Origin of the sequence: Streptomyces achromogenes (genome assembly GCF_030816715.1) — a bacterium.
In the GTDB taxonomy this organism is placed as follows: Bacteria; Actinomycetota; Actinomycetes; order Streptomycetales; family Streptomycetaceae; genus Streptomyces; species Streptomyces achromogenes_A.
In genome coordinates, this window is record NZ_JAUSYH010000001.1 from 8,931,362 (window position 1) to 8,946,878 (window position 15,517).

At 68.1% G+C, this 15,517-nt stretch carries 9 protein-coding genes and 1 pseudogene; 6 read left to right on the forward strand and 4 right to left on the reverse strand.

Translation table 11 applies throughout. The features are described from left to right. Positions 1-2: 2 nt before the first annotated feature. From QF032_RS39310 to QF032_RS39320, 3 genes are all read right to left on the reverse strand, one after another. A complete protein-coding gene (locus QF032_RS39310) occupies positions 3-1,460 on the reverse strand; it encodes a polysaccharide deacetylase family protein (RefSeq protein ID WP_307059893.1) in 1,458 nt (485 codons plus the stop codon). A gap of 436 nt (positions 1,461-1,896) precedes the next feature. Next, positions 1,897-3,849 carry an alpha-L-fucosidase gene (locus QF032_RS39315; protein ID WP_307059895.1) on the reverse strand — a complete coding sequence of 651 codons (1,953 nt, stop codon included), beginning with the start codon at positions 3,847-3,849 and terminating at the stop codon, positions 1,897-1,899. 1,570 nt (positions 3,850-5,419) lie between these two features. Next, complete coding sequence (locus QF032_RS39320; protein ID WP_306945256.1) at positions 5,420-6,442, reverse strand: LacI family DNA-binding transcriptional regulator; 1,023 nt, start codon at positions 6,440-6,442, stop codon at positions 5,420-5,422. Between the two features lie 491 nt (positions 6,443-6,933). Between QF032_RS39320 and QF032_RS39325 the strand changes: the two genes are divergently transcribed. From QF032_RS39325 to QF032_RS39345, 5 genes are all read left to right on the forward strand, one after another. Further along, the gene (locus QF032_RS39325; protein ID WP_307059897.1) at positions 6,934-8,202 is read left to right on the forward strand and encodes an ABC transporter substrate-binding protein; all 1,269 of its coding nucleotides are present in this window, start codon (positions 6,934-6,936) and stop codon (positions 8,200-8,202) included. A gap of 94 nt (positions 8,203-8,296) precedes the next feature. Next, a complete protein-coding gene (locus QF032_RS39330) occupies positions 8,297-9,169 on the forward strand; it encodes a carbohydrate ABC transporter permease (protein WP_307049540.1) in 873 nt (290 codons plus the stop codon). A gap of 12 nt (positions 9,170-9,181) precedes the next feature. After that, entirely contained in the window at positions 9,182-10,018 is an 837-nt protein-coding gene (locus QF032_RS39335) for a carbohydrate ABC transporter permease (protein ID WP_307049542.1), read from the forward strand. A 115-nt stretch (positions 10,019-10,133) separates the two neighbouring features. Then, positions 10,134-10,991 (forward strand): glycoside hydrolase family 43 protein, encoded by an 858-nt coding sequence (locus tag QF032_RS39340; protein WP_307049544.1) that lies wholly within the window; start codon positions 10,134-10,136, stop codon positions 10,989-10,991. Between the two features lie 134 nt (positions 10,992-11,125). Beyond that, entirely contained in the window at positions 11,126-13,603 is a 2,478-nt protein-coding gene (locus QF032_RS39345) for a carbohydrate binding domain-containing protein (RefSeq protein WP_307059900.1), read from the forward strand. Between the two features lie 626 nt (positions 13,604-14,229). On the opposite strand, the pseudogene QF032_RS39350 reads toward QF032_RS39345, so the two are convergent. Then, positions 14,230-14,481: pseudogene (locus tag QF032_RS39350) on the reverse strand (PIN domain-containing protein); the annotation flags it as partial. Between the two features lie 208 nt (positions 14,482-14,689). Here QF032_RS39350 and QF032_RS39355 point away from each other — a divergent pair. Beyond that, complete coding sequence (locus tag QF032_RS39355) at positions 14,690-15,496, forward strand: DUF1648 domain-containing protein (RefSeq protein ID WP_307059902.1); 807 nt, start codon at positions 14,690-14,692, stop codon at positions 15,494-15,496. Positions 15,497-15,517: the final 21 nt, after the last annotated feature.

Below are 15,517 nucleotides of genomic sequence, written 5' to 3' on the forward strand. Positions count from 1 at the left end.
GCTCAGAGGGTCGCGCGCAAGTGGCTGATCGTCACGAAGTGGTAGCCGCGGGCGGTGAGGGTGCGCAGGATCTCGGGGACGGCGGCGACCGAGGTGGGGTGGATGTCGTGGATCAGGACGACGTCGTTGCGTTCGGCCTGGGAGATGACTGTCTTGGTGACCTCGGCCGGGTCGTGGGTCTTCCAGTCGAGGGTGTCCCTGTCCCACAGGACGGGGGAGAGGCTGGTGGCCGCCCGGACGTTGCCGTCGATCGCGCCGTACGGCGGGCGGAAGAGCGTCGGCTCCTTGCCCGTGGCGGCCTTGATCGCCGCGCTTGTGCGCTCCAACTGGGAGCGGATCTGGGCGGGGGTGAGGTTGGTGAGGACCGGGTGGTTCCAGGAGTGGTTGGCGACCTCGTGGCCTGACTTCATCTCGGCGCGCACGATGTCCGGGTGGGCGGCGACGTTCTGGCCGACCACGAAGAAGGTGGCCCGCGCCTTGTACTGGGCGAGGTACTTGAGCAGCGTTCCCGTCTCGGGGGCGGCGGGCCCGTCGTCGAAGGTCAGGGCGATGCACTTGATCCTGGAGCAGTCCGTGCTGTCCTCGCCCGGGTCCGGCTGCGCGGAGACGGACGGGGCGGGTGTCTGTACGGCACCTAGGTCGAGCTTGTCGTCCGGGGCGGTGGTCTGCTTCTGGGCGCGGCTGCCGAAGCCGGACAGCCACGGGGTGACCGTCGCTCCGGGGAGGGTGACGGAGATGCGGCCGGCCGGGGGGAAGCCGACCGTGCCCCGGTCGAAGTCCACCTTCAGATCGCCGTCGGCGGTGAAGGCCATGTCGTCCAGGTAGGCGTCGCGGCCTTCCTGGTCGCCGAGCGCCGCCTCGACGGTGTCGGGGGTGACCCCCTCCCGCTTCTCCAGGCGCTTCGTCAGGGCCGCGACGAAGGCGTCCCGGGAGCTGTCCGCGATGAGGCCGCGGGACGGCCGGTATTTCTTGGCGGCACCGTCGTACCAGTACGCCCTGGTGTCCAGGCCGTCCGCGTTCGACGTACGGTCCACCGTCGCCAGCCGGACGCCCAGCACGTCGCCGGAGGCCACAAGGAACGAGAAGCTGACGTTCAGCTCGGGCCCCTCCGGCCCGTCCGCGCCACCACAGCTCGGCGGGCCGCCGATGTCCTCGCCGAGGAAGCCCGCGAGACGTCCCTCCACTTGCTTCTTCATCGCGGCCGTCATCGCGTCGGCGCCGGGCACGTCCGGGTAACTCGTGGCCCAGGGGCAGGAGGGATCGGTGCTGCTGTCGCTGACGATGTTCACGCCCTGGAGCTTGGTCAGGTCGACCTGGGTGCCGGTGTCGTTCCCTCCGGTCCGGGACGGGCCGCCCGGGGAGGGCACGGAGTCCGCCGGTGGCGAGCCGGTGGAGCACGCGGCCGTCAGGGCGAACGAGCCGAGTAGGAGGAGGACAGGGGCGAGGGTGCGTCTGGGCATGCGGGAACCTGAGTGCGTGAGGTGCCGGGGGCGTGGGTCGGGGTGTGCGGTGCGGGAGCTGTCATGGCGCTGCGGCGTCCCGCTGCGGGCCTTGCGCAGGGCAAGGGCTTTCATTTCGCCGGGTCAACCTATGTTTTCGGCCGGTCTGCGGCAATCCCCGTCGCTCGCCGCCGTCCCAATGTGACCACTCTCTCCGGCCGTTCCGCGGGGAGCTGCCGCTGATCGTGTCGTGCAGCAGCGGTTCGAGCCGGCGGGCCGACATCACAAGGGCGCTGATGCGGCCGGCGCCGAGGTCGGGCACCTGTTGCCATGGCCCCGGCGCACGGGTGCCGGGGCCACGGCAGGAGAGCCGGGTCAGGCACCCGCACGACTCGGGCCTGTGCAGAGTCCGGTGGGTCGCCGATCCGTGGTTCGCGGGGTTCCGCGGTCTTTCAGGTCAGGACGGAACGATCTGCCATTGCTGCCGCGTTTGTGACGTGTACGGCTGCTGCTCGATGTTGGCTCCGTCGGCGGTGCTGCCCTCGTCCACGCCGAGGCAGAGCCCGCTGTAGCGGTTGATGAGGAAGTAGTACCCGTCACCGGTGGGCGTGACGGCCCAGTGCTGCTGGGGCACGTCGGAGTCCGCGTAGATGGCCACGTTGCCGCCGTCGTCGCGGGAGAGCCCGGCCACTTCCATGAGCTTGGCGCTGCTGACGCCCTTGATCTCGTAGTAGCCGTCGCCGGTGGAGGCGAAGGTCCACTTCTGGTTGTTGCGGTTCAGCCAGGGCCACTGGAGGATGTTGGTGCCGTTGGCGGTTCCGTTCCCGCTGACGTCGGCGACCTTGCCGCTGTTGCGGTTGACCAGTCGGTAGACGGTGCCGTCGCCCGGCAGGACCTTGGAGACGAGGGCGGGCTTGGCCGTCCGGCCCCCGATCCGGATGCCGCCGACGTTGGCGTAGCCGCCGGTGGCCGCGTTCGCCTGGATCCGCACGAAGCCCACGTTTCGGGCGGGCCACTCGACCACCTTGGTCTTGCGATTCCCGGCCCAGGTGCCGGTGGCGACCTGGGTGAAGTTCGTGCCGTCGGTGCTGGTGTGGATGGTGTACGAGGTGATGTCGCCGTCGGTGGAGTCGTTGCGGTTCCACTGCTTGGGCAGGTACTCCAGGGTGGAGACATTGCTCCACACACCACCCAGGTCGATCGTGAGGGCGTTGGGCAGGGGAGAGGAGAGCCCCCAGGTCGACCAGCAGGTTTCGTAGCGGACGTCGCTCAGTCCGTCGATGGCGTTGAGCGGTCCCTCGCCGGTGCGGAAGGCGGTCGCGTACGCGGCGACCGGGGTGAGGGGGTGCTCGGCGCGCAGCGGCTGGGTGGGCAGCGGTGGCCTGGAGGTGTCCGGGCTCCAGGCGGCACCCACTTCGGCGAGCCGGTTGACGATGTTGGTGTCCAGCAGGCCGTTGCGATTGGGCGGGCAGTTGAGGATGAACGAGGTGTACTTCGGTTCGAGGTCGGCCAGGTGCGACAGGACCGCGGCTTTGCTCATGAGCCCCTCGGTCGGGGTGGAGGGGTGCCAGAACCAGCCGTTGCTGATGGTCTGCCCCTGCATTCCGGCGTAGGTGTTGCCGGCCGGCGCCGTGACCCCGAGCGGCTCCTCGAAGAAGATCGCGTCGCTGAGGAAAGGCTCCGACAGCCCACCGATGTCGATCATGACGCAGTCCGGCTGCAGTTGCTTCACCAGCGAACGGATCCTCTGGTAGGAGACGGCCTGCTGCCCCATCTGCCAGGCGTAACCGTCGGTCATGAACATGTCGATGGTGCCGTAGTTGGTGAGCAACTCGGTGATCTGACCGAGGATGAAGGTCATGTCGCCGGGCTGGATGGCATCGGTGATTTCGAGCCCGGTCACGTTGTGCCGGCTCTCCCATGCCTCGACGCCGAAGGTGCGGTCCCAGATCGAATAGTAGAACCCGACCTTCAGCCCCTTCGCCCGGAATGCGTCGCAGTACGCCCGCACCACATCCTGCTTGTAGGAGCTGTTCGCGACGTTCTGGGTGCCGTGGGCGCTCGGCCACAGGGCGAAGCCGTCATGGTGCTTGGTGGTCAGGATGCCGTAGCTCATCTTCGCGGCGGCCGCCGCGTCGGCCCACTGTGCGCAGTTGACGCTCGGGGGAGCGAAAAGGGTGGGGCTCTGGTTGGGTTCGGCCCACTCCTGGTTAGTGAACGTGCCCAGGCTGAAGTGGTTGAACATGCCGAACCGCATGTCGACCATGTTGGTCAGGTTGGTCTGTGTTTCCGCGGCGGCCGCCTGCGACAGAAAGCCGGAGAAGCCGGGGACGATCGGCAGGGCGGTCGCGGCGCTAGCCACACCCGCAGCGCCGAGAAACGTACGACGAGTCATTCTTCGTGAGGACATGGCCCACTCCTGTGGATCGATGGCAATGGTTGCGGTGAATCGATGGCAATGGTTGCGGTGACGACGTCCCAGGTGGCAGTCGACGGCCTGGGCGCCGGGGCACGGACGGATGACGAAGTGGCTGTGGAACGGAGCTCCGCTGAAACCTGCAGGCCAGGCGGATGCGAAGCGGAAGGTGACCACCCGAGGTTGGCGACCGGCTGTCGTGGGGCGGCTCAATCGGCTCGGCGTTGAGCGGTGAACGTGCAGGTCGGTGCTGCTCGGTGCCCCTGGGGCCGTCGTGCCGACGTCGCCTTCAAGAGGGGCGCGTCGCGGGACGAGGTACCGCTCTGGGACGGGCCGGAAGCTGCATGGCCAGGTTTGGTCGGCGGTGTCGGTGGAACCGGGATGCGTTGGTCACGGTCACGGAGCGGCAGCGCGCGCGATCCGGTGACGAGTAGTGAGAGCACACACGGGAAGGCGGCCGGCACGAGCAGTGCGGCGCGCCGGCCATCAGCAACTCCTGCACGAAGAGGGCACAGACGGAGGGCGAAGCCCGCCCTCGGCGGACCGTCGTGCCGGCGAGTGCCCCTTCTGCGGCTGATCCGCTCTGACAATGCGATCTCCTGACTTCCCCGGGACAACACACCGTGCTGCGGCTCGGCAACCGGGCTGAACGGAGTGACCAGTCACCCTCGGAACGGCGAGCTGCAAAGAGCCCACCTGAACGGTGTGGCTCGCCGGAGTGACATCGGATCTATTAACGGGCTTGAGTGCTGAGTCTGTCTAGGGGGTCGACAGAAACTTCGCGATCACAGCTGATGGAGCACTCGAACCGCGTGATCAAGTCGCCGGGTGCAGGATATGGAAAGCTCGATACATCGGGTGAATCGGATGGCTGGGGCCCTTGTGGAGGCACCTCTGGATGGTCGGGCGCGGGCGGCACCAGAACCGCCGCTACGCGCCGCCCGTCCGGGACGACGCGGTGGTCCCCCGTACGGGCGCAGCGGCAGACTCCTGGCGCCGTCATGACGCGTCCCCGCTGGCGTCTGCTCCTGAGTGGCGGACTCGCGGCGCGTCGGCAACACCGGAACGGCGCGTGATGTCATCACGTCATTCCATTGGTTACGTTGAGGTGACTGGATCTCGATGGTGAGTATGGAGGCGCAGCAGGGAGGACTCGCCGAAGGAGAGGGGTCGACCATGAGGTCCACCGTCGCGCTCGTGATCGGCGAGATGTTCGGCGGCCTGACGACGGCCACCGAAGGGACGTTCGCGCTAAAGCCGATCACGGGGCCCACGGCGAACGGCTCACTGGCCGCGGCGCATGTCTACTGCGACGTCGTCGACCTGCTGCGGATCGAGGGCGCGCGCAGCGCATGGTCCGCACCAGCTGAGCACCCATGGGCCCTATGCCGTCGACGACGTCACCTTCGTCGGAACCGAGTTGGTCACTCCCTCCTCGACCCTGCCCTGGCGGCACGACGCGCTCAGCTCGACGACTCCCGGGCAGCCGCCCTCGCTGCTGCCCGGACACTTGTCCCGCGCCCCGTGGCGTGCCGGAAAAAGAGTCGGTGCGGCATGGCGCTGGTCACGCCGCGCCGTCGCGGGGCGGCGGGGCGGTCGAGTTGCGTACCACGAGTTCGGTGCCCACCTCCATGTGCTCCATGAGCAACCGTTGTCCCTCGATGAGGGACAGCAGCGCGCGGGCCGCCTTCTGGCCCATGTCGTGCAGCGGCTGACGCACGGTGGTCAGGCCGGGGAAGCTCTGCGCCGCCTGCGGGAGGTCGTCGAAGCCGACGACGGAGAAGTCGGTGGGCACGTTGAGGCCGCGCGCCCGGGCAGCGTCGACGGCGCCGAGCGCCATCAGGTCGGCACCGGCGACGATCGCCGTCGGACTGTGATCGTCGATCAGACGAGCAGTGGTGCGGAAGCCGCAGGCGTAGGAGAAGTCGCACGAGGCGACCAGTCGCTCGTCGACCTCCAGTCCGGCGAGCCGCATCGCGTCCTCGAAGCCCTGGAAGCGGATGGAGGTGCTTTCCAGATCCTCCTCACCGCGGAGGTAGGCGATCCGGGTGTGGCCCAGGTCGATGAGGTGCTGCGTGCCCTGGCGCATGCCGTGGTAGTTGTCGACGCTCAGCCGGGGCAGCGGTACATCCAGGCGCCGGGGGTCGATGATGACGCAGGGCAGTTTCTGCCGGCGCAGCAGTTCGACCGTCTCGTCTTCCAGGACGGGCGCGATCATGAGTACGCCGTCGACGAGGCCACGTGCCAGGAACTCGATCCGGTCCTTTTCCCGCACCGCGTCGTGGTAGGTGGCGTTGACGAGCAGTTCCTGCTCGGCACTGGCGAGTTCGTCGGCGACGCCGCGCAGGATCTCCAGTCCGTACTGACTGGTCAGGTCCAGCGCTATGAGGCCGATGAGCCCACTACGGCCGGCCTTGAGGTTGCGGGCCGAGACGTTCGGCCGGTAGCCGAGTCGCGCGGCCACCTCCATGACCCGGCGTCGGGTCTCCTCGGAGGCACCCGGCTTGCCGTTGATGACGTTGGACACGGTCATCGCGGAGACGCCCGCCTCCTCCGCAACCTGCGCGATGGTCGCCCGCCCTGCCACCCGAACTCCTTCTGTCTGCCGACTTCGGTCGAACCGGGTCCGTTCGTCGAATCCCCCGGCGGAACGCCACTCCTTCGGTGCCGCGCCCCGCGGTGCGAAGCCCGCCAGGCGGAGCCAGGGGGCCGCGCATGCGCTCCCCTCATGAACACACGCGGGAAACTGTAACGATAAGGCAGTAGGCGCGTCAACGAAACCGCCTCTCCCTGCACGGTTCAAGCATGGAAAAGGCAGACAAAACGGAGCATTTAGTCTGCCCTTCCATGAATCACGACCACGCTGATCGAGCCAATCAACCACAGAAAGTTACGTATAGATGTCGGTTAAGTTTTGCGTTACAGTCCCCGCAATCGGCATGAACGATCGCCGCAAAATCGGGTCGACCGGTCCGTTTCCATATGTGTCAGCACTTCCCGACGCGGAAACCGACCAGCCCGTTCAAACCCCTTCAGAGATGACAAGTCGGTCCGTACCGACGATGGGTGAGGTGTGCAATGAAGCGCTCTGGGAGACGTCTCGCGGTCGCCACCACGGTCGCCGCCATGGCGATGTCGCTGGCCGCGTGCGGAGGCGGGTCGTCCGGTGCCTCCAAGGACGGCAAGGTGACCATCCACGTACAGGCGTGGAAGGGCGGCGGCGCGGAACCCGCCAACGTTGCCGAGATCAACAAGGCGTTCGAGAAAGCCCACCCGAACATCAAGGTCGACTTCGAGTACATCACCGCGAACGACACCTACGTGCAGAAGCTCCAGCCCGAGCTGCTCGGTGGCAAGGCCGGCGACGTGATCATGGTCGACACGGACAAGATGAAGAAGTGGGGCGCCTCCGGCTACCTCGCCGACCTGTCCGGGGAGTCGTGGGCGAGCAAAATAGCCCCGGACGCCAAGCCGTTCGCGCAGGCCGACGGCAAGACCCTCGCGATGCCGATGGAGCTGATCGGCATCGGCCTGTACGCCAACATGGACCTGCTGAAGAAGGCGGGCATCACCGAAGTCCCCGCCGACTGGCCGGCGTTCCTCGCGGACCTTGCCAAGGTCAAGAAGGCCGGCATCGACCCCATCGCGCTGCCCGACAAGAGCGGCTGGACCGGCAGTTCCGTCTTCCAGGCGAGCGGTTCGACCACCGTCTACCAGAAGAACAAGCAGTGGGACGCCGACTTCCTCGACGGCAAGGCGTCGTTCAACCCCGACTGGAAGACGTCGCTGGAGCAGTTGAAGACCCTGGAGGACAAGGGGTACGTCAACTGGAAGAACGAGATCGGCACCGACGAGTGGTCGCAGGGCCCGCAGGACTTCAGCGCCGGCAAGAGCGCCTTCTGGTATCAGGGCGCCTGGCAGGTCTCCAACATCAAGAAGGCCGGCTTCCCGGTCTCCTTCGCTCCCTGGCCGGGCGGCGCCGAGGACACCAAGCCGAACGGAATGCTCTTCTCCGGCACGATGTGGGGCGTCAACTCCCAGTCGCAGCAGGGTGACGCGGCACGCGAGTACGTCAAGTTCTGGTCGCAGAACGAGAACCTCGCCAAGTACCTGGCGGCCGAGAACGCGGAGTCCCCGTTCACGGACGGCACCACGCCGGAAGCCACCGAGACGACGGCCTTCACCACGGCCTTCAAGGACGGTCGTTACCGGATCCTCCCGTCCAACTCCTGGTACGGCGCGACCGCCGAGACCGCGATCGGCTCCAAGATCCAGGCCTACCTGCTGGGCAAGGCGTCTGCCGCGCAGACCCTGAAGGACATCCAGACTGCGGCGTCCGCCAAGTAACCCGGCCACCCCTGGTCAGCCGTGCTGGGGGCGTGGCCGGAGGCTCACCGCCCCGCCCCCGCCACGGCCCGTCCGGGCAAGAGGAGGACCCCCCGTGTTCCACCGACGGCGTGCCACCATGGCCGCCTTCCTGCTTCCAGCGATCGTCATATACGGCGTGTTCATGCTGTATCCGCTGGCCCGCGGCGTCTATCTGAGCATGACCGACAGCCTCGGCGGCCCCATCGCCAACTTCGTCGGCCCGGAGCAGTACCGTGCCATGGCCGACGACCCGGCCGTCACCGCGGCCCTGTGGCACACCGTGCTGTACGCGGCAGTCGTCGTGGTCGCGCAGAACGCCCTCGGTCTGCTCTTCGCGAGCCTGCTCTTCCGCCGGCCCAAGGTGCGCAAGGCGCTCAGCGTGGTGCTGCTGACCCCCACGCTCGTCTCCCCGGTGATGGCGGCCTTCATCTGGTCGTACCTGTTCGCCCCGGAAGGCGGCATCAACGCGCTGCTCGGCGTGCTCGGCCTCGACTCGCTGCAGCACGTCTGGCTCGGGGACACCTCCACCGCCCTGTACGCGGTCGCCGCCGTCAACGTGTGGATGTTCGCGGGCTACTCCTGCGCCATCTTCCTCGCCGGCTACATGAGCGTGCCCACCGAACTGCTCGACGCGGCCGCGGTGGACGGCGCGAGCGGCTGGCAGCGGTTCCGCAGCGTGGAGTGGCCGATGCTGGCTCCCGCGCTGACCGTGAACGTCACGCTCAGCCTCATCGGCTCGCTCAAGGTCTTCGAGTTTCCTCTCGTGCTCACCAACGGCGGCCCGGCCGGTGCCACCGACACCCTGACCATGCTCGTCTACCGCAATGTCTTCGGCGGCGGGAAGTTCGCCTTCGGTATCGCCGTCTCGGTACTGCTCCTCGTGACCGTGGTCGTTCTGTCCAGCGCCACCTCCTCCCTGCTCCGGCTTCGCGAGCGACGAATCTGACGGACGGCAACCATGATCTCCACCCTCTGGCGCCGGACCTCCGGCAATCTCGGCACCGTGCTGCTGTGTCTCGGCACGCTGACGTTCGTCTTGCCGTTCCTCTTCACCGTCGTCACCTCGCTGCGTACCGCGGCGGATGTGGCGAGGTCCCCGCTGGGCTTCCCGCACTCCCTGACCCTGCACAACTTCACCGAGGCCTTCGGGCAGATCCACTACGGGCGCAGCGCGTTGAACACACTGCTGATCACGGGTCTGTCGTGTCTCAGCATCACCGTCGTCGGCTCCCTGGCCAGCTACCCGCTGGCCCGCCTCACCCAGAACTGGTCGACCTGGGTGTACCGGCTGTTCATCCTGGGCACCTCCGTACCGATCTTCGTGGTGGTGGCGCCGCTGTACCTGCTGATGCGGGACCTGGACCTGCTCGACAGCTACGCGGGAGTGGTCATCATCTACACGGCCATCAACCTCCCGGTCGCCGTGTTCTTCTACACCAGTTTCGTCCGCTCGATCCCCGTGGACCTGGAGGAGGCCGCCGCCCTGGACGGCTGCGGAGCGTTCCGCACCTTCTTCACCATCATCCTGCCGCTGCTGCGCCCGATCACCAGCACGCTGCTGACCTTCGTCGCCCTCCAGGTCTGGAACGACCTGCTGGTTCCGCTGGTCTTCCTGCAGGACCCCGACAAGCGCACCGTCATGGTGAACGCCTACTCCTTCATCGACCCGCACACCGTGCAGCCGACGACCCTGTTCCCGGCAGCCCTGCTCGGCGTGCTCCCGCTGCTGCTGATCTTCGTCTTCCTGCAGCGGCACGTGGTCGCCGGGATGTCGGCCGGCGCCGTCAAGTCGTAGAGCCGGGCCCGGCCGCCGAGGCCTGAAACACGAACACCTCACCGTTCAAGGCACCCCCATGCCCCGACACCCGGCACCCCCGCCGTCCCGAACATCCCGGAAGGACCATCCACCGATGTACGTGGTCTCATACTTCACCGACACCGATGAGGCGCTCCACCTCGCCTACAGCCACGACGGCGAGGAGTTCTCGGTGGTGAACGGCGGCCGGCCCGTCCTGCGGGGCACGGTCGGCACCGGCAGACTGCGGGATCCGTTCATCGGGGTGGGCCCCGACGGCCTGTTCCATCTGCTGGCCACCGACGGCTGGACGAGCCCCTGCATCGTCCACGCCGCCTCGGCCGACCTGCTCACCTGGTCGAACCAGGAACTCGTCCCGGTCATGGCCGACGTGGACGGAGCCCACAACGCCTGGGCCCCGGAGTTCTTCCTGGACCGCGGGACCGGGCTGTACCACCTCATCTGGTCGTCGGTCGTCGAGTCCGGGAGCACGGCCGAGGGCCGCGACTACGAACATGTCGGCCAGGACCACCGCATCTGGCACTGCACCACCGAGGACTTCAGCACGTTCTCGGCCCCCACCGTCTTCTTCGACCCCGGTCACTCGGTCATCGACGCCACCGTGCGGCAGCTGGACGACGGCGGGTTCCTCATGGCCTTCAAGGACGAGCGAGGCACCAACGACCTCGCCACCGCACACAAGGACATCCACCTCACCGCCTTCGAGACCCCCGGCGGTCCGTACACCGCCGGCAGCGGACCGGTCACCCCCTCGGTGGTGGAGGGGCCGTCGATCTTCCGGCGCGGAGGCGAGCTGGTCATGATCTTCGATCACTACCTCGAAGGGCGATACGGGGCGGCTCGCAGCAAGGACGGCGTGGACTGGGAGCCCGTCTCCCTGGCGCTGCCGCCGGGCATGCGCCACGCCTCCGTACTCGAAACGCCGCTCCCGGCCTCGCTCCCGCCGCGCTGAAGCCCCCTGCCCCCCGCCTCCGCCCCAGCCACAGATTCCGGACGTGCCCGCTTCGGCCGACCCGCCCGGTGCAGGAAGCCCCACGTCGCATCCCGCGGCGCGGAGAAGACATTCACCAAACAAGGAGCGTCGCAATGAAGCGTCGCAGATCGGACCGCCCAGGTCTCAGGGCGTCCCGCGTCCTCACCCTGCTCGCCACGCTGGCGGGCGCTCTCCTCCTCCCGGCCCCCGCCGCCATGGCGGCCGGCGGCACCTTCTATGTCAACTGCTCGGCCGCGACCAACGGCAGCGGCACCCAGGCCAGCCCCTGGAACTCCGTCAGCAGCGTCAACAGCGCCACCTTCGGCGCCGGCGACAGCCTCCTCTTCGCCGCCGGCACCACCTGCACCGGCCAGCTCACCCCGGGCGGCTCGGGCGCCTCCGGCAGCCCCGTCACCATGGGCTCCTACGGCACCGGAGCCAAGCCGATCATCGATGCGAAGGGTGCCACCGGCCCCGTCATCCACCTGCTCAACCAGCAGTACTGGGAGATCGGCGGCCTGGAACTTACCAACGCGGCTTCCTCCCCCGCCTACCGCTCCGGCGTCCTCGCCGAGAACAGCTCGGGCGGCGCCCTGCACCACATCCGGGTGCACGACATGAGCATCCACCACATCAGCGGCTACTCGGGCGGCTGGTACTCCACCAACGCGGGCGTCGGCGTCCAGACCGACCACACCACACCCGTCTCCACCTGGGACGACGTGGTGATCGAGAACAACACCTTCGACCACGTGGACCGCATCGCCGTCGCCGTCACCCCGGACGGGGACGGCCAGGGCACCGGTCAGACCACGGGCACGGTCATCCGCAACAACACCATGACCTACGACGGCGCCGACGATGTCCTCGTCGTCAAGAACGACGGTGCCCTCATCGAGGGCAACAAGGCCGGCTACGGCGGCGCGAAGGCCAACTGCCCGCCCTCCGGCCAGTACTGCAACGGCGCCTCGGCCGGCATCTGGATGTCCGGCAGCAACGACACCGTGGTCCAGAACAACGAGGTGTACTGCCACGTCAACGGCGCCGACGGCACCGGCTACGACGTCGACTGGGGCAACCACAACACCACGTTCCAGTACAACTACAGCCACCAAAACCTCGGTGGCTTCATGCTGGTGATGCCGCCCTTCTCGATCGCCAACGAGCCGACGTCGACCGTCGCCAGCGACGGCACCGTCATCCGCTACAACATCAGCGAGAACGACGGCACCAACGCCGGCTGCCCCGCCGCCGGAACCCCGTCTCACGGTTCCGGCGTCTTCCACTTCGTCGGCAACGTCCCCAACCGAAGCGGTAGTCCGGTCGCCGTCCCACGGTTCTACAACAACAGCATCTACATCAACCAGAGTGGCCTGAACACCCCGATCCTGTACTCGCGCAAGGGCACCAGCATCACCGGCAACCTGTCCTTCCGTAACAACGCGGTGTTCAACTACGGCACCGGCGGCTACTTCGCCAGCGTCAACTCCACCTTCAACAACAACCTCTTCTACGGCAACCACCCCTCCTCCGAACCGGCCGACGCGGCGAAGGTCGTGACCGACCCCCAGTTCCGCAACCCCGGCAACGCGGCCACCTCCTCCCCGTACACCGGCACCGACGCCTACCAGGTCCACGCCTCCTCTCCCGTGATCCGGGCCGGAATGGTCATCAGCAACAACGGCGGCAAGGACGCCTTCGGCAACCCGGTCTCCGCCACGGCCGCGCCCAACATCGGCGCGGACAACGGCACCGGCGGCAACCTCGTCTCCAACGCCGGTTTCGAGACCGGCGCAATGAGCCCGTGGACCAACAGCGGTGCCGCCCCCTCCGTCACCTCCTCGGGCGCCCGCACCGGCGGCTACGCGCTCACGACCCAGGCCAACGGCAGCGGCGCCAACCAGAACATCACCGGCCTCACCCCCAACACCACCTACCTGCTCACGGGTTGGGCCAAGGTGGCGAACGCCGGGGAGACCCTCGCCATCGGCGTCAAGAACTACGGCGGCACGGAGACGTTCACCAACGTGGCCACGACGTCGTACTCCCAGGCCGCGGTGCTGTTCACCACGGGCAGCTCCAACACCTCGGCCCTGGTCTACTGCTGGAAGAACGTCGGCGGCACGGGCACCGGCAACTGCGACGACCTCGCGGTGGAACGGATCTCCACCCCCTCCAACGTGCTGACCAACGCGGGCTTCGAGACCGGCTCCCTGAGCCCCTGGGCCCGCAGCGGCAGCGGCGCCCAGTCCAACGTGGTCGCCTCCAACGCCCGCACCGGCACCTACTCCCTGCAGACCGGCGCCGCCACCAGCGGTGTCGAGCAGTCCGCCACCGGCCTCACCGCCGGCAGCACCTACCTGCTGGCCGGCTGGGCCAAGGTCGCGAACGCGAGTGAGCAGGTCGCCGTCGGTGTGAAGAGCTTCGGCGGCACCGAGACCTACCTGCGCACCTCCAGCACCGCCTACGCCCAGCAGCCCGTCTTCTTCACCACCGGCAGCACCAACACGTCGGCCGGGGTCTACTGCTACAAGGACACGGGTACGTCGGCCGGCTACTGCGACGACTACACCCTGCTCAAGCTCTCCTGACGGCACACGACCCTCCAGGAGAATCCTTTCTCCACAAGGGGCGGGCCGGGATCACCCGGCCCGCCCACCCGACCTGCGCCAGGAACACCAGTCACGGAGGGCCGACCATGCGGGACGTTCCGGCGGCAGACAGGCCTCATCGCCGCCGTCACGCCACCACTGCCTTCCGCGGACGGCCCCGTGTTCACCGGCATCGCTTTCCCCACGACCTCACCACAGGACGCGAGCACCGCACGTCTCATGCACACCCTGCCCGACGATGTCCTGCCTCGGCTCGCCGAACGCACCGGCACCGACTACCTGGTCGGCGGGCCCACAGGTACAGGTTGCTGCGCGCGCCCTCGGCCAGGGCTGGACGAACGGTCTCGGCGGCCTCGCCCGCGCCTGCGGAGTCGACGTGCCCCTTGGACCACATCCTTCAACGCGTCCACCAGGGCCTGCCTCTGCCGTAACTCCCACCGAGGCCACCCATGATGAAGTCGGCACAAGAATGCGTATGACCAGGTCGGAAGCCGCGTGACCGGCCGAGCGCACCGTGCAGGTGCAGCGCCACAACGGACCGATCAGGTCCCCGTACCGCCCCTCCCAACGGTGTGGGAGGCTACGTATGCGCAGGCCAAAGCGCCTCAAGCCACGTCATGGATGTCGTGCTCGGTCAAGTCGGATGCGTGCCGGGCAACGGCCCGGTAGTCGGCGTCATCATGGAGGACAGCCAGACCGTGATGGGCCGCGGTGGCGGCGATGACGAGGTCCACAGCGGAGGCGCGATGCTCTCCAGCCTGAGCCATACGGTGTTGCACCGCGCCAATCCAGCGCCCCGCGTTCTTCGGCACCGACACGTCGGGGTACAGATCAGTGAACCTCTCCGAGATCTCGTCGGCAAGAGCGACGTCATCGAGATGATCAGGGAGATTCCGTGACCGACCGTGGACGCAGGAGCACGACTGCGTGGGGAACCGTCGGCTGGTGCGTGGGTGTGCTGGTGTTATTGGCGGCGTTGCCGCCGGTTGCGAGCAGTCGACTGCCCGAGCGGCTCGCGACGCACTGGAACGGCGGCTCGGGCAGGCCCGACGATTCCATGCCGCTGTGGGCCGCGCGCTCTTCCCCGCGCTCGTCCGGGCGGTGCTGACCGCCGTCGCCGCGCTGGCGCTGCGCCGGGCGGGGACCGACAACGGCGCGATACCGGGATGGGCCCTCGCGGGCCTCGGGTTCGGCGGTGTGATGTTGCTCGGCGGGCAGGCGTCGATCGTGCGGGCCAACCTCGACCACGCGGACTGGCGTGACGCCGACTCGGTGACGAGCTGGGTCGTGGGCACTCTCGTCGTCGCGGCCACGGTCGGCGTGATCGGTTCCCTGGCCGCGCAGCGGGCGCCGGCGCAGGTGCCGTCGGCGGCTGACGACCCGGCGCTGGAGCTGCCCGCCGGGCAGCGGCTCGCATGGCTCGCGCGTACGTCGATTCCCTGGCTTCAGGCAGTCTCCGCCGTGACCGGGCTGCTCGCGATCGCGGTTGTGGTGGGAGCGCTGGCAGGTCTGGCGGACCCCCCGGTGGCGCTGGCCGCGCCGCCGTTCGCGCTCGCCTGTGTGCTGGTCCTGGCCTGCTCTTCGGTTCAGGCGCGCGTGACGGAACGCGGCTTGGACGTGTCCTTCGGCCCCCTGGGCTGGCCCAGCCGCCGCTGGGTTCTTGAGGACATCGAGTCGGCCCGCACCGAGAACCGCACGCCCGCTCAGGTCGGCGGCTGGGGATACCGGCTGAGTGGTCTGGGGACCACGGTGATGCTGCGCGGCGGCGAGTGCCTGGTCATTCGCACGGCCAAGGGCAAGGATTTCGCCGTGAGCGTGGACGACGCCGAACACGGGGCCGCTCTTTTGAACTCCTTGAGTGCACGCACATAAGGTGAGGACAGGTTCATGCGC